The following is a 14,667-nucleotide window of genomic DNA, read 5'->3' on the forward strand; positions in this document are numbered from 1 at the left end:
CCTCCCCGGTCAGGCGAGCGGGAGGCCGGCCAGCCCGGCGACCAGGCCGAGGACGGCGCAGACACCGAGGGTGCGCAGCACCGACCACTTGACCCGGAACAGCAGCACCGCGGCCACCAGCGCGATGACCAGCGGCACCGGTCGCAGGGTGCCGAGGTCGGGCAGCTCGAGCGACAGCGGCCCGCCGTCGACGTCGACGGTCCGGGAGAACAGCGTGTGGACGGCGAAGTAGACGCCGAGGTTCGCAATGACGCCGACGACGGCGGCGGTGATGCCGGTGAGCGCCGCCGACAGCGACCGGTTGCCGCGCAGCCGCTCCATGTACGGGGCGCCGAGCAGCACGAACAGGAAGCTGGGCACGAACGTCACCCAGGTGACCAGCAGCGAGGCGAGCACCGCGGCGACCCACGGGTCGAGGTCGCCCGGGGCCCGGTACGCGCCGAGGAAGGCGACGAACTGGACCACCATGATCAGCGGCCCGGGCGTCGTCTCGGCCAGCGCGAGGCCGCGGACCATCTCGCCGGGGGACAGCCAGCCGTAGACGGCGACGGCCTGCTGGGCGACGTAGGCCAGCACCGCGTAGGCGCCGCCGAAGGTGACCACCGCGGCGCCGGAGAAGAAGAGCCCCTGCTCGGTGAAGACGCTGGAGGTGCCGGTCAGCACGGCGACCGCCGCGAGCGGCAGCCCCCAGACGACCAGCCCGACCAGGAGCACCCGCAGCGTGCGGCGCCCGGTGGGGGCCTCGTGGTGCAGGACGTCGTCGGAGATGGCCGGGGGCGGGCCGGCGTCGGGACCGTCGGCGGCCTTCTTCTGCGGCAGCGCGGACGGCCGCCACCGCCCCAGCGCCCAGCCGGCGACCCCGGCGAGGGCGACGACCACCGGGAACGGCACGCCGAACACGGCCAGCGCGAGGAACGACACCACGGCGAGGACGACGAGGGCCCGGCTGTCCAGCGCCTTCCCCGCCACGCGCAGGACGGCCTGCACGACGATCGCCAGCACCGCCGCGGCCAGCCCGGTGAACACCGCGGTGACCACGGTCGTGGTGCCGAAGGCGACGTAGACCGCCGACAGGGCCAGCAGCGCGACCACCCCGGGCAGCACGAACAGCCCGCCGGCGACGAGCCCGCCGGCGGTGCCGTGCATCAGCCAGCCGATGTAGGTGGCCAGCTGCTGGGCCTCCGGGCCGGGCAGCAAGGTGCAGTAGTTCAGCGCGTGCAGGAACCGGCGCTGGCCGATCCACCGCTTCTCGTCGACCAGGGCGCGCTGCATGACCGCGATCTGGCCGGCCGGCCCGCCGAAGGTCTGCAGCGAGATGCCGAACCAGGTGCGCACCGCGGACCGGAACGGCACCATCGTCTGTTCCTGCGGCGGGCTGGTCTCGGGGGTGGTCGACGGCAGGGCGGGGTCCGGCGGGGGTGCTGCCTCGCGGGTCATGGGGGTCCTCGTCGGTGGGTGCGGGTCAGGCCGGTTCGCGGCCGAGCAGCAGGCGGCGGCGGTGGAACTCGTAGAGGCCGTCGAAGACCGGGCCGGAGACGGCGAGGGTGCGCTCGTCGTCCCCGGTCATCGACAGCCCGCGCAGGACGACGTCGAGGCCGGGTGCCTCGGGGGCGTCGAACCGCTGGTCGTCGAGGTCAGCCTCGTGGACGATCTCGGCGATCTTCCACAGCACCGGGTCGGTGAGCTCGTGGCGGCGCAGGACGGTCTCGAAGCTGCAGTCGCCGCCGTGGTGGCCGAGTCGACCCCGCGGATGTCGAACGGCGTGGCACCGGTCGGCACCTCGGCCGGGTCGCTGACGAACACGAACTCGGCGTCCGGGTCGAGGAACCGGCGGATGAGCCAGGCGCAGGCGGCGCGGTCGATGTGCACCCCGCTCCGGGTCGCCCACCTCACGACGCGATCTCTGCGGCCGCCGTCGACGCGACGGCGTCGGCGAGCTCGCGGAGCGCCGCTGCGGCGAGCTCGCGTTCGGCCGGCGGGAAGAAGTCGCGGCGGTCGATGGCCCGCCACTCGGCCCGCAGCCGGCGGAGCGCCCGGGCCTGGTCCGGCCGGCTCGCGGACGTCGCCTCCCGGCAGGCGGCGGTCAGCTCCCGGTACTCCTGCGCACGGAAGGCGGCCATCCCGGCAGCCAGGTCGCGTTCCTGGGCCGGCGTCGTCGGTCGGGCGACCCAGATCCCGGCCGTGCCGTCCGCGGCCAGGACGTCGTCCGCCAGCCACTCCAGCGACTCGCGGGTGCGGGCATCGGCGGGCAGCGCCACGAGCCCGTCGGACAGCTGGGCGACGCCCAGCCGCTTCAGCCGTCGCCACAGCGTCGTGCGCGGCCCGGACGGCTCGCGCGGCAACCGGTAGGAGAGGAGGACCCACTCACCGACCGCGTGCGGGCGGGCTTCCGGCTCGGGCACGAGCGCATGCAACCACGGTTGCACCGGGCGGTCCAGTCCCCGTGCTGCCCGTGGCGGCATCGACGGGGTGCCCAAGCTGCGCCCTTAGCCTCCCGGTGTGGACGTACCCGACAGCCCGCGTCTCCGGTTCCGCAGGATGTCCGACGACGACCTGGACCTGATGGAGTCCCTGCTCGGCGACCCCGTCGTGATGACGCACTACGACCACCCGAAGTCACGCAGCGAATGCCAGGGCTGGATCGACTGGAACCTGCGCAACTACGCCAGGGACGGCTTCGGGCTCTGGATCATCGAGACCGGGGACGGGGACTTCGTCGGCGACTGCGGCCTGACGTGGCAGCCGATCGACGGGGAGTCACTCGAGGTCGGCTACCACGTCCTGCCGCGGCACCAGGGGAAGGGCTTCGCCACCGAAGCCGCCCGAGCCGCCACGGACTTCGTGCGGCGGCGCGGCGGCGTGGACCACGTCATCGCCATCATCGACCCGGAGAACACGGCGTCCGTCCGTGTCGCCGAGAAGGCGGGGCTGGGCTTCTGGAAGCGAGCCGACTACCACGGCCGCGAGGCACTCGTCCATCGCGCCGACCTGACGACCCACCCTCAGTCGTGGCCGAAGTCGCCCTGAAGTCGCCCTGAAGCCGCCCTGAAGCCGCCCTGGCGCACACCGCCGAGACACCAGCCCTATCGGCTCGAGAGGGCCAAGCGGGCACCGAAGCCGATCAGAGCGATCCCGGTCGTGCCCTCCACCGTTCGACTGACCCGTGGACGCTGCAGCCAGCGCCGCGCAGCGTTCGCGCCGAGGACGAGGACGGTGAACCAGGCGAGGCTCAGCGCGGCGTGCACGCAGGCCAGGAGGAGGCCCATGCCGAGCGCCGAGGTGCCGGGCGGGATGAACTGCGGCAGCGCAGCGACGTAGAACGCGCCCACCTTCGGGTTGAGCAGGTTGGTCAGCAGGCCGGTGCGGGCGGATCGCCAGACGCCCGCCGCTCGTGCCGGACCGTCGTCGCTGACCGACTCGGCACGGCGACGGGCCAGCCGCCAGAGGATCCGTCCTCCGAGCCACACCATGTAGGCGGCACCGACGAGACGGAGGACGGCGTAGGCGATGCTGGAGGCGGTCACCAGTGCCGACACCCCGACTGCGGCCGCAGCGCCCCAGGCCACCACCCCGCCGATGACCCCCAGCGCTGTGGCGAGACCGTCGCGGCGCCCCCGCGTGATGGCGGCACGGAGGACGAGTGCGGTGTCGAGGCCGGGGGTGATCGTCAGCAACAGGGCGATCAGACCGAAGCCGACCACGGCCTCCGAGGTGGTCACGACTGCGCACGCGAAGCGGAAGACACGCGGCGAGGCTAGTGCGTCGCGGCATCACCACGGCGCTCGTGCGTGCGATCAGACGGGGCGCGATGCGCGGCCCACTTCGCGCCCCCGATCGGCGATGACTTCCGCGGGCAGGTGGGGTCTGCACCACCATGACGACGACGATCACCACCCGCACGCTGGACGCGCCCGAGGCATCGCTGGCGTACGACGTCCGTGGTCCGCTGCCGACGGCGGACGGGCGGCCGCCGCTGTTCCTCATCGCGGCGCCGATGGACGCCAGCGGCTTCGGCACGCTCGCGGGACACTTCACCGACCGCACGGTGGTCACCTACGACCCGCGCGGCCTCGGTCGCAGCACGCGGACCGACGGGCGGACCACCCACACGCCGCAGCAGCACGCCGACGACGTCCACCGCATCATCGAGGCGGTCGGGGAGCCGGTGGAGATGTTCGCCAGCAGCGGGGGCGCGATCACCGCGCTGGCCCTGGTGGCGGCGCATCCGGACGACGTGACGACGCTCGTCGCGCACGAGCCCCCGCTGCTGCAGGTCCTCCCGGACGCCGACCGCGCGATGGCTGCCACCCGTGCGGTGCAGGCGGTCTACGAGGCGAAGGGCTGGGGACACGGCATGGCCGCCTTCATCGCGCTCACCTCGTGGCGGGGCGAGTTCACCGACGACTTCCCGGCCACCGCCGCCGCGGACCCGGCTGCCTTCGGGCTCCCGACCGAGGACGACGGGTCGCGCGGCGATCCGCTGCTGTCGCACGACTCCGACGCGATCACCGCCTTCCAGCTCGACGTCCCGGCGCTGACGGCGGCACCGACCCGGATCGTCGTCGCCGCCGGCACCGAGTCGAAGGACACCCTCACCTGGCGGACCGCGGTCTCGACCGCCCAGGCGCTGGGCCAGGAGGTCACCGTCTTCCCGAGCGACCACGGTGGGTTCCTCGGTGGCGAGTTCGGGCAGCACGGCCAGCCGGAGGCGTTCGCCGCACGCCTGCGCGAGGTACTCGGCGCGCGGTGACGCGTTCGCTCCACGCGCCCGCAACGCGACGGGGCCAGTCGCCTGGCTCAGCGCCCCTACAGTCGCCCGAAGCGACGGCGACGTGGGCGGTGCAGCGGGAGGGACGATGGCGCACTTCGACGCCCCCGGGGCGTGGAGCCGGTACAACGCCACGCAGGTGCACCGCCCACCGCGCGCGCTCGTCACCACCCTGCTGGACCACGCCGGGGAGGGCCGCGGTCGTCTCGCCCTCGACCTCGGCTCCGGGGCCGGCGTGGAGAGCGCTGCGCTACTCGACCGGGGCTGGCGTGTGCTGGCAGTCGACGGCGACCCCGCAGCGGAACGGCTGCTCCGAGCGCGGGTGCCCGCCGCACAGGCGCAGCGGCTGACCGTCCGGACGCAGGCATTCGCCGAACTCGACGACCTCCCGCCGCTCGACCTGGTGCACTCGGCCTGGTCGCTGCCCTACGCCGGGGCCCAGCTGTCCCAGGTGTGGGATCAGCTCCTGGCGGCCCTGGTCCCCGGCGGCTGGCTGGCGTGCGACCTCTTCGGCGAGCGCGACACCACCGCCGATGCCGACGACGTCGCACGGCTGACCGCCGCCGAGGTCGACGGACTGCTCGCCGGGCTGGACGTCGTCCACCGCGACGAGCAGGAGGCCGACGGTGAGTCGTACGGCCGGCCGACGCACTGGCACGTGCTCTCCGTGGTCGGCCGCCGTCTCGGGTGAGCCACCCCGCAAGTCACCGTGGCGCGTCGGCCACCTGTCGAGAAGTTGCGCCCGACGGTCCGTCCTCATGGGCTGCCGTCGGCGATGCCGCCCGTCGCGGTTGCCTTCGATCGCTGACAGCTGGGTGCTGTTCAGCGCGGTGGGTCGCCCAGGTGTCGCGCCATGACGCGACGGACCGCTTACGACCGTCGTCGCTGCTCAGCGCGCTGATCGAGTCCGCGCCCGGTTGCACCTCCGCGCCCCCGTGTCGCGCGTTCGTGCCCCTCTTGTGCCCATCGGCAGTCCCCGCGGCAGTGGGCGTCAGGCCGATGTCGTGACGACAAGCGTTGTTGACCAGGGGAGTGGGGTCACTGCCTGTCTTCGGTCAGTCTCGCGATGCCTTCGAGTGCCGATCGGTTCCCCGCCTGCTGCGTGGAGATGACGCTCATCGACCCGTCGGTCTCCAGCACGACGGCGGCCACCGAGGACAGGTCGCCGGAGCCGGTGGCGCGGATCGCCTGGCGCAGTTCGCTCATGGTGATCCTCTGCCGATGGAGCGCCTCGGGGATGGGGCGGCCGTCCTCCAGCAGGAGGGTGGGTTGAGCGGTGACCACACTGCGTCCCCCGGGGAGCCAGGTCGTCGTCCCCGCGACGACGAACTGCAGGGCGGCAAGCAGCGCCATGGCAACGGCTCCCTCACTCCAGGAGACGTCGCTGCTGAGGAAGATGGTGGCCAGGGTGGAGCCGAGAGCCACGCTGACCACCAGGTCGAAGGCGTTGAGCTTGGCCAGTGTCCGCTTGCCCGAGACGCGGAGAAGGATCACGAGGGCGACATACGCCGCCGCCCCGACGAAGAGGATCCGGATGATGTCGGACCAGGAGTCGAACCACATGTCGACTTCCTTACCCAAGCATCGTCCGGCTACTGGACGTGCGGCGGGTGACCGGGGCGCTGGATGCGTGCGACCCCGGGTGGGCGGTCCGGCGGTCCGGCGCCCGCCGGCCCCAGGGCGACGCACGCGAGCTGTCCGAGCAGTGGCGCGGAGATCGTGCCCCACCTCAGGCGCTCGACAGGCGGCGACGCCATCCTCAGAAGCCCGCCGGCGAGCATGACGAGGTCCGTCGTCACGCTGCACCCGTCTCCGCGGCCGGACTGTTCGATGCGATGGGCTCGGACACCTCCGGCGGAGCGCCGGCCCGGTGCCGCTCGTCGACGAAGTAGGCGCCCAGCGCCCCGGCGAGCGTGGCGAAGACCGCCACCGAGTAGACGGCGAGGACGACCTCGAGCAGGCGGGCAAGGCCTCCCTCCGCGGACAGCGGCTGCCCCGTCACGGTCGCGAGGGCGGTCTCGTGCAGGGCTGGCGCGTACTCCGCGTAGGCGCCACCGACGTAGAGGAGTTGGCTGCTGGCGAGCACTACGACCCCGGTCAGCGCGGCGAGCCACCCGATGCGACCGGAGAGCAGCCGGCCTGCCGATCTCGACGCCCGGACGGCAGCGGAGACAACGCCGCCCAGCCGCGCGGCCCTGAGCAGGGTGAGGGCCCGGGCGAACCGGAGGAACGGGAGTGCGAGGAAGAGCACCTGCCACCAGTTGCGGGCCCAGAACCGACGCCGGTCACGGGCTCGCAGTGCGCGTTGGAGGAACTCGGCGACGAAGACGCCCCAGCACAGCCACCCCACCACGGTCAGTACGGTGACCAGCCACGGCTCCTTCGCCAGCGACTGGCCCAGGACGACGAGGATGAACACGAGCCCGAGGACACCCATCGGCTTGTCCAGTCGTCGGGCGAGCCCCTCCTGCTCGGGGGAGTCCACGTCGACCGGGATGTCGTTGCGCATGTTGAGCGCCTACCCGCTGCGTCGCGACGTACCGCGCACGCGCGCCCCGGTCATTCCGGACGGTCGGCGGGCCACACGTCGATGAGAGCCGAGTCGAGCGCCTCCTCCCAGGAACGACGTTCCACGGCGGTGATCTCGGTGGACTCGGCGGCGAGGTCGACGGCGTGCCGGAGCCGGTCGCGCAGAGCGTGGTCGACGAGGCCCCGAGGCGCGCGCCAGGCGACCTCGCGCAGTAGGGCGGCGATCCGGCGCAGGACGGCCGGTTGACCCGAGGCGTAGTGCAGGGGCTCCTCCAGGACGAGGTCGACCAGGTCGTCGGGGGTCCACTGCGGCACGACCAGGCGCACGACCCCGTCGGCGTCGGCACGGCGATCCGGCCACAGCGGTCGGGAGACGAGGTCACCGAGCAGAGCCGAGGCGTGGGACAGGGCGTGCACCGCCGTCGTCGGGTCGTTGATGCCGGGCGACAGCGCACGGACGGTGATGTCGACGACCTTGCGCAGGCTGTAGGCGATGTCGCGAGCGGGCGAGCGTTCGAAGTCCAGTCGTACCGAGCGGCCGAGGGCCTCTTGCAACGCCGCAGTGTCCGTGGCGTGACCGCCATCCCCGGCCCAGACGTGCGCGAGGGGCGTCCCGGTCACCACGGAGTCGCCGATCCGGGCGGCCATGAGGACCACGACATCGGAGCGCGCCGCAGCGGACACGAGGCGCTCCTCGTCCAGGTCGATGAGGAAGCCGCTGGACGTGGCGGCGATCGGTGTCCCGGGTCCGGACGGCAGCCGGACGGGATCTGGGTGCTCGAGGCCTCCAGGCAGCACCCGATCGAGGGTGGCGCCGGCCTCGTCGTGGACGTCGCGGAGCATCGTCTCGACCCGGAGTGCGCGGGCGAGGTGCCCGAGGAACAGCACCACAGCCAGGACGCTGCCGAGTGTGAGTAGGTAGGCAACGGTGATCGAGAGACGGGGGACGAACGCGGTCTCGGTCTCGGTGGCGCTTTCGGTGCGAACGGTCCGCAGCACGGTGAGGGCGTAGACGAACGTCGCCGTCAGCTGGGCCAGGGTCAGCTGGACGACGCGGTCGGTGGCGAAGGTCTGCAGCAGCCGGGGCGAGTACTGGCTGCTGCCCAGTTGGAGGGCCACCACGGTGAGCGAGAAGATCAACCCGGTCACGGAGATGAGCGATCCGGCGATCGCGGCGAGCAGGTCGCGTGCAGCGGACGGTCCGCCGCCGAAGACGAAGGTCAGGGGATGCCCTGAATCGCTGCTCTCGAGCAGTGCGTCCACCGCCGGCAGTCCGATGCCGATGCCGACCGCGACCACGATGGCGATGGCCGGGATGGGCCAGAGGGCCCCGCGCAGCCACGTGGTGACCGCAAGGAGGGGACCGCGTCGCCTGCGCTTGCTCGCGTTCACCGGGGGGACCCATCGCAGGCTTCGATCAGCACGCTGCGAGCGTCCCGCAGTGGTGGGGCTCCCGCTTGACCACGCCGGAGTCCCGCTGTCGTCGCGGGAGGGGGCTCCTGGTCGGACTGCCTCGCTCGGCCGAGCCCTGGAACGCCGAGGGGGTGGCCAGCATGGTCGCCGCCGCCGCAGCACCTGCTGTGGAGCGTTCCCGCCGCTACGGCCGCCGGGACTCGACGGCCCGAGCTCCGCGGGGAGCCGCGCGCGGGATGTGTCTTGTTGAGCAGGGCCCTACGGCCGCGGCGGCCGGGCCGAGCGACGACGTCAGCCGAGACCGCTGATGCGTCGCGGACGTCGGCGCCATCCCCCGGACGCGGACTGCGAACGCGCCAGCTGGGCAATATCATGGTGGTGTGCCGGGTTAGTCGACCCCCGCTCCCTCCGTCCGGGGTCGATGCCTCGTGCCTACCCCTGCGCCCACCTCGTTCAGCCTGTTCAACCGCGGCTCGTGGCCGGAAGCGAGCCGTCTGGCCTGCATCCTCCGTAGGGAGACCGTCGGCGGGATCTTGCTGATGATCGGCGCCGCGGTCGCGCTCGGGTGGGCGAACAGTCCCTGGGCGGGAGCCTACGAGTCCCTGCGCGACACTCGGGTCGGCCCGGCCAGCGTGCACCTGGACCTCACCCTCGGCACCTGGGCCGCCGACGGGTTGCTCGCGATCTTCTTCTTCGTCGCGGGCCTGGAGCTCAAGCGCGAGTTCGTCGCCGGTGACCTGCGCGACCCACGTCGGACGGCACTGCCGGTCGCCGCCGCGGTCGGCGGCATGGGGCGGTGCCGGCGCTGCTGTACTGGCTGATCAACGCCGGCGCTGGTAGCGGTGCGCTCGCCGGCTGGGCCATTCCGACCGCCACCGACATCGCCTTCGCACTCGCTGTCCTCGTGGTCATCAGCACTCACCTGCCGGTCGCGCTGCGCACCTTCCTGCTCACCCTCGCAGTCGTCGACGACCTCCTCGCCATCACGATCATCGCTGTCTTCTACACGGCGTCCCTGAAGGTCGTGCCTCTGCTGCTGGCGTCGATCCCGCTGGCGGTCTTCGGCTTCCTCGTGCAGAGGCGGGTCCGATCCTGGTGCTTGCTGCTGCCCCTCGCGGTGCTGACGGGGGTGCTGGTCCACGAGTCGGGCATCCACGCCACGGTCGCTGGGGTGCTGCTGGGGTTCACCGTGCCCGTGGTCCGCAGTGAGGCCGCCGGCGGTCCGGACGCCGGTCCGGGGTTGGCGGAACACTTCGAGCACCGGATCCGCCCGATCTCTGCCAGTGCCGCGGTGCCGGTGTTCGCGTTCTTCTCCGCCGGCCCGTCGACCACCGATGTTGCACCGCGTGGGCACAAGGGGGGCACGCCGGCGCTCGTCCCAGACAGCGCCTCTCAGCGGTTTGACCGCCTGGTGGCCCGTGCCGGCCTGCCGCCGGTGTGTCTCCACGCCCTCCGGCACCTGGCCGCCTCGCTCAGCTACCGGGCGACGAAGCATCTGAAGCTCACCAGTCAGATGCTCGGGCAGTCGTCGGCGACGATCACCGAGCAGGTCTGTCTGTCGTGTTCGAGGACGTCGAGCGGGAGGCCGCCGAGCAGGCCGCGGCGCTGGTTCCCCGTGCCCACGTTGTGCGCACCGTGTCGTCGGCTGACGCGGATGTGCCCACCTTGTGCCCACCTGGGCCTCGCGCGTGCGCGGGGGTACCGGCGAAACTGGCGAAACGGCAGAGAACTGCGGTGGGGCGGGTGGGGCTCGAACCCACGACCCAGGGATTATGAGTCCCATGCTCTGACCGGCTGAGCTACCGCCCCGGTGGTCTCACGCTAGCGTTGGGCCCGGCGCGGTCGGCGAGGTGCTCCGACGGTGCGCGACAGCTGGACGATCAGGGGCAGTTTCGTCCACGTGTCGCGGCACGACCCGCCGTGACCTGCGCAAATGATCGCCACAGTGGACGTCTTGCACCCCAGATGTCCCATTCGCCCCAACTCGGGCTGGCGCAATCAGGTCACGATCCGGCAAACTCTGCACCGGTTGCTCTGAGAGCCGCCGAGGTACGCGAGCACGACGTCACACGACAGGTCCGTTGGGGAAGACAGACCAGTCGAGTCGATGGAGGTGTGCCGTGCAGCGACGGTCAACCCAGGGTGTCGTCTTCGTGCACGCGTGCCCGAAGGCGCTCTGCCAGCATGTCGAATGGGCGCTCGAGCGCGTCATCGGCACGCCGGTGTCCTTGTCATGGGGCGAGCAGCCCGTCACCCACGGGTCCTACCGTGCCGAGGTGGCCTGGACGGGTGTGCCCGGGACCGGGGCGAAGCTGGTCGCTGCCCTCAAGCAGTGGCCGATGCTGCGCTTCGAGGTCACCGAGGAGGCCAGCCACGGCACCGACGGTGAGCGGATGTCCTACGTCCCCGGCTACGGCGTGCACCGCTCCTCGGTGAGCGCGAACGGCGACATCATCGTCAACGAGCAGCAGCTCCGGCACCTCGCCGCCACTGCCTCCTCCGTCGAGGCCTTCCGGCACGGCGTCGACGACCTGCTCGGCGCCGCCTGGGACGCCGACCTCGAGGCCTACCGCTACGCCGGCGACGGCACGCAGGTCACCTGGCTGCACCAGGTCGTCTGAGGGCAGGCGGGGCGGCGGCGCGCTGATCCGCCGCCGTCCTCGTGCCTCGGCGACCGTCCTCCTGCACCGAAGGCCGTCCTCCTGCACCGACGTTGGTGCGGGGGGACGGCCTTTGATCAGGTGACCTGATCGAAGCCCGCCCCACGACGACCAGCGGCCCGGCGCCCCTTCGCGGGGGTGCCGGGCCGCTGGTCGTCGTCCGCCTAGAGCGGGATGTTGCCGTGCGCCCCGCGGCCCGAGGGCGCCTCGGCCAGCGCCGCGACCAGCCGGCGCTTGGTCTGCGCCGGGTCGACGACGTCGTCCACGACCCCGATCTCCCGGGCGCGGTTGACCCCGCCGGCGATCAGCTCGTGCTCGGCGGCCAGCTGGGCGTGCAGCGCCTCGCGCTCACCCGGCTGGGCGGCGGCGAGCTTCTTGCGGTGCAGGATGCCGACCGCGGCCTTCGCACCCATGACGGCGACCTCGGCCCCCGGCCAGGCGAAGACCGCGGTGGCGCCGAGCGAGCGGGCGTTCATCGCGATGTAGGCGCCGCCGTAGGACTTGCGGGTCACCAGCGTCACCCGCGGCACCACGGCCTCGGCGAAGGCGTGCAGCAGCTTGGCGCCGCGGCGCACGACGCCGTCCCACTCCTGGCCGACACCGGGGAGGTAGCCGGGGACGTCGACGAGCACGACCAGCGGCACTCCGAAGGCGTCGCACATCCGCACGAAGCGGGCCGCCTTCTCCGCCGACGCGGAGTCCAGGCAGCCGCCCAGCCGCAGCGGGTTGTTGGCGATGACCCCGACGGTGCGGCCGGACAGCCGGCCCAGCGTGGTGATGATGTTGGGCGCGAACCGCGGGTGCAGCTCCAGCCCCGGTGCGTCGAGCAGCGCCGCGACCACCGGCTTCACGTCGTAGGCCCGGTTGCGCTGCTCGGGCAGCAGCGCCATCAGGTCGACGGCGGGGGACTCGTCCGCGGGGGCGAAGCTGCCCTGGGCGGCGAGCAGGTCGACCGCCGTCCGGGCCGTCTCCAGCGCCTCGGCTTCGGTGTCGGTGACCACGTGGACGACGCCCGAGCGCCGGCCGTGGGTGTCCGGCCCGCCGAGCTGCTCCTGGTCGACGACCTCGCCGGTGACCGAGCGGACGACGTCGGGACCGGTGACGAACACCCGCCCGGCCGGGCCCATGATCACCAGGTCGGTGAGCGCGGGACCGTAGGCGGCGCCGCCGGCGGCCGCGCCGAGGACGACCGAGATCTGCGGCACCCGGCCCGAGGCCCGCACCATGGCGGCGAAGACCTCACCGACCGCGTGCAGGGCCGTGACGCCCTCGGCCAGCCGCGCGCCGCCGGAGTGCCAGATGCCGACGACCGGCACCCGTTCGCGAAGCGCGGCGTCGATCGCGTCGACGATGTGCCGGCAGCCGTCCACGCCCATCGCGCCGCCCATGATCGTGGCGTCGGTGCAGTAGGCGATGGCGGGGGAGCCGGCCACCGTGCCGCGGGCGGCGAGCACCCCGGAGGTGTCCCGGGGGGCCAGCGTCTGCATCGACCCGGCGTCGAAGAACCGGGCGAGCCGGTCCTCGGGGTCCCGCGGGTCGACGGTGGGGGTGGTCGGCGGTGCCGCGGAGATGGTGGTCATGAGCAGCTCCTCGGGGCGGCGGTCACGGCGTGGCCCCGTTGCAGGGGCCCGCCGCGAGCCTGCGAGTGGTGGGCGGCACCGGAGTCCTTGCTCATGCCGTCGTGAACACCAGGGCCATGTTGTGTCCGCCGAAGCCGAACGAGTCGTTCAGCGCGGCGGTGAAGCTCGCCTTCCGCGGCTCGCCGCGGACGATGTCGAGGGACTGGACGGCGGGGTTGTCGTCGACGTCCTCGAGGTTGGCGGTGGCCGGCACGAGCTGGTCGCGCAGCGCGAGCACGGCGAACACCGACTCGAGCGCGCCGGCCGCGCCGAGCAGGTGCCCGGTCTGGCTCTTCGTGGCCGTCACCAGCACGTGGTCGCCGATGGCGTCGCGGATCGCGGTCGCCTCGGCGGTGTCACCGAGCGGCGTGGAGGTGGCGTGCGCGTTGACGTGGCCGATGTCCGACGCGCTCAGCCCGGCGTCGCGGATCGCGGCACCGATCGCCCGGGCCGCGCCCTCGCCCTCCGGGTGCGGGGCGACGAGGTCGTAGCCGTCGGAGGTGCCGCCGGCGCCGGCCAGCCGGGCGTAGACCTTCGCGCCGCGGGCGGCGGCCGCGTCGGCGCGCTCCAGCACCAGGGCGGCCGCGCCCTCGCCGAGGACGAAGCCGTCGCGGCCCTTGTCGAACGGCCGCGAGGCGCGCTCGGGCTCGTCGTTGCGGGTGCTCATCGCGCGCATGGCGGCGAAGCCGGCCATCGGCAGCGGGTGCACGCAGGCCTCCGTGCCGCCGACGACGACCATGTCGGCGCGGCCGTAGCGGAGCAGGTCCAGGCCCCAGCGGATCGCCTCGGCGCCGGACGCGCAGGCGCTGACCGGTGCGTGGACGCCGGCCCGGGCGCCGACGGCGAGGCCGACGGCGGCGGCGGGCCCGTTGGGCATGAGCATGGGGATGGTGAAGGGCGAGACCCGCTTGGGGCCCTTCTCCTCCAGGATGTCGTCCTGGCCGAGCAGGGTCAGCGCACCACCGATGCCGGTGCCGAACACGACGGCGAGCCGCTCGGGGTCGATGCCGGAGTCGGCGCCGGCCGCGTCGCGCCAGGCCTCCTCGGCGGCGATGACGGCGACCTGCTGGCTGCGGTCGAGCCGGCGGGTCCGCACCCGGTCGAGCTGCTCGGCCGGGTCGTTGGCCAGCCGGGCCACGAGCTGGGCGGGGAACTGCTTGACCCAGTCGTCGCTGATCCGGCTGACCCCGGACCGACCGGCCAGCAGTGCCTCCCAGGTGGAGGCGACGTCACCACCGAGGGGGGTGGTGGCACCGAGCCCGGTGACGACGATGTCGGCGGTGGGCGTGCTCATGGACGTTTCCTTCCTGGGACTGACTGGCCGGTCGGCCGGGGATGACGTGCTGGAACGGCCCCGCTGCAGGGGCCCGCCGCGAGCGTGCGAGTGGTGGGGGGCAGCGGGGTCCTTCTTCAGCCCTGGTTCTTCTCGATGTAGGACATGGCGTCGCCGACGGTCTTGATGTTGGCGAGCTCGTCGTCCGGGATGGCCACGCCGAACTTGTCCTCGACGGCGGTGGCGATCTCGACCATCGACAGGGAGTCGACGTCCAGGTCGTCGGTGAAGGACTTCTCGGGGGTGGCGTCGGCAGGGGCGACGCCGGCCACCTCCTCCAGGATCTCGGCGAGACCGGCCTGGATGTCTGCGGTGCTGGGCACGCGGGGTCCTCTCTCTGAAGAT

At 72.9% G+C, this 14,667-nt stretch carries 14 protein-coding genes, 1 tRNA gene and 2 pseudogenes; 6 read left to right on the forward strand and 11 right to left on the reverse strand.

The features are described 5' to 3' along the window. Positions 1–9: 9 nt before the first annotated feature. From chrA to HL054_RS04055, 3 genes and pseudogenes are all read right to left on the reverse strand, one after another. Positions 10–1,437, reverse strand: coding sequence for a chromate efflux transporter (gene chrA, locus HL054_RS04045; RefSeq protein WP_369137475.1), 1,428 nt, complete (start codon positions 1,435–1,437; stop codon positions 10–12). 25 nt (positions 1,438–1,462) lie between these two features. Continuing rightward, positions 1,463–1,893, reverse strand: a pseudogene (locus HL054_RS04050) (chromate resistance protein ChrB domain-containing protein). Then, positions 1,890–2,402, reverse strand: coding sequence for a Chromate resistance protein ChrB (locus HL054_RS04055; RefSeq protein ID WP_369137476.1), 513 nt, complete (start codon positions 2,400–2,402; stop codon positions 1,890–1,892). The pseudogene HL054_RS04050 and the gene HL054_RS04055 overlap by 4 nt, the downstream one beginning before the upstream one ends. Positions 2,403–2,499: 97 nt before the next feature. Between HL054_RS04055 and HL054_RS04060 the strand changes: the two genes are divergently transcribed. Further along, positions 2,500–3,027 carry a GNAT family N-acetyltransferase gene (locus HL054_RS04060; RefSeq protein WP_369137477.1) on the forward strand — a complete coding sequence of 176 codons (528 nt, stop codon included), beginning with the start codon at positions 2,500–2,502 and terminating at the stop codon, positions 3,025–3,027. A gap of 56 nt (positions 3,028–3,083) precedes the next feature. On the opposite strand, the gene HL054_RS04065 is transcribed toward HL054_RS04060, so the two are convergent. Then, complete coding sequence (locus HL054_RS04065; RefSeq protein WP_369137478.1) at positions 3,084–3,719, reverse strand: LysE family translocator; 636 nt, start codon at positions 3,717–3,719, stop codon at positions 3,084–3,086. 155 nt (positions 3,720–3,874) lie between these two features. Between HL054_RS04065 and HL054_RS04070 the strand changes: the two genes are divergently transcribed. Next, a complete protein-coding gene (locus HL054_RS04070; protein ID WP_369137479.1) occupies positions 3,875–4,750 on the forward strand; it encodes an alpha/beta fold hydrolase in 876 nt (291 codons plus the stop codon). 106 nt (positions 4,751–4,856) lie between these two features. Further along, entirely contained in the window at positions 4,857–5,459 is a 603-nt protein-coding gene (locus HL054_RS04075) for a class I SAM-dependent methyltransferase (RefSeq protein ID WP_369137480.1), read from the forward strand. A gap of 347 nt (positions 5,460–5,806) precedes the next feature. Here the strand turns inward: HL054_RS04075 and HL054_RS04080 are convergent, their stop codons facing one another. From HL054_RS04080 to HL054_RS04090, 3 genes are all read right to left on the reverse strand, one after another. Then, positions 5,807–6,331 (reverse strand): DUF421 domain-containing protein, encoded by a 525-nt coding sequence (locus HL054_RS04080; protein WP_369137482.1) that lies wholly within the window; start codon positions 6,329–6,331, stop codon positions 5,807–5,809. A gap of 232 nt (positions 6,332–6,563) precedes the next feature. Continuing rightward, entirely contained in the window at positions 6,564–7,277 is a 714-nt protein-coding gene (locus HL054_RS04085; RefSeq protein WP_369137483.1) for a hypothetical protein, read from the reverse strand. Between the two features lie 50 nt (positions 7,278–7,327). Then, positions 7,328–8,689, reverse strand: a complete 1,362-nt coding sequence (locus tag HL054_RS04090) for a DUF2254 domain-containing protein (protein ID WP_369137484.1) — start codon at positions 8,687–8,689, stop codon at positions 7,328–7,330. A 449-nt stretch (positions 8,690–9,138) separates the two neighbouring features. Between HL054_RS04090 and HL054_RS04095 the strand changes: the two genes are divergently transcribed. Together HL054_RS04095 and HL054_RS04100 are read left to right on the forward strand one after the other, a co-directional pair. Further along, positions 9,139–9,531 carry a Na+/H+ antiporter NhaA gene (locus HL054_RS04095; RefSeq protein WP_369137485.1) on the forward strand — a complete coding sequence of 131 codons (393 nt, stop codon included), beginning with the start codon at positions 9,139–9,141 and terminating at the stop codon, positions 9,529–9,531. Then, positions 9,507–9,974 (forward strand): annotated as a pseudogene (locus HL054_RS04100) (Na+/H+ antiporter NhaA); the annotation flags it as partial. The gene HL054_RS04095 and the pseudogene HL054_RS04100, both read left to right, overlap by 25 nt. A gap of 471 nt (positions 9,975–10,445) precedes the next feature. Here HL054_RS04100 and HL054_RS04105 read toward each other — a convergent pair. After that, positions 10,446–10,519, reverse strand: a tRNA-Ile gene (locus HL054_RS04105). Positions 10,520–10,863: 344 nt separating this feature from the next. Between HL054_RS04105 and HL054_RS04110 the strand changes: the two genes are divergently transcribed. After that, a complete protein-coding gene (locus tag HL054_RS04110; protein WP_369137973.1) occupies positions 10,864–11,331 on the forward strand; it encodes a DUF3145 domain-containing protein in 468 nt (155 codons plus the stop codon). A gap of 203 nt (positions 11,332–11,534) precedes the next feature. Here HL054_RS04110 and HL054_RS04115 read toward each other — a convergent pair whose 3' ends face one another. From HL054_RS04115 to HL054_RS04125, 3 genes are all read right to left on the reverse strand, one after another. Continuing rightward, positions 11,535–12,950: an acyl-CoA carboxylase subunit beta gene (locus HL054_RS04115; RefSeq protein ID WP_369137486.1), complete on the reverse strand. Its 1,416-nt coding sequence runs from the start codon at positions 12,948–12,950 to the stop codon at positions 11,535–11,537. 91 nt (positions 12,951–13,041) lie between these two features. Beyond that, the gene (locus tag HL054_RS04120; protein ID WP_369137487.1) at positions 13,042–14,283 is read right to left on the reverse strand and encodes a beta-ketoacyl-[acyl-carrier-protein] synthase family protein; all 1,242 of its coding nucleotides are present in this window, start codon (positions 14,281–14,283) and stop codon (positions 13,042–13,044) included. 116 nt (positions 14,284–14,399) lie between these two features. Continuing rightward, positions 14,400–14,645, reverse strand: a complete 246-nt coding sequence (locus tag HL054_RS04125; protein ID WP_369137488.1) for an acyl carrier protein — start codon at positions 14,643–14,645, stop codon at positions 14,400–14,402. Between the last annotated feature and the right edge of the window lie 22 nt (positions 14,646–14,667).

This window comes from Modestobacter versicolor, assembly GCF_041028285.1.
GTDB classification, from domain to species: domain Bacteria; phylum Actinomycetota; class Actinomycetes; order Mycobacteriales; family Geodermatophilaceae; genus Modestobacter; species Modestobacter versicolor_A.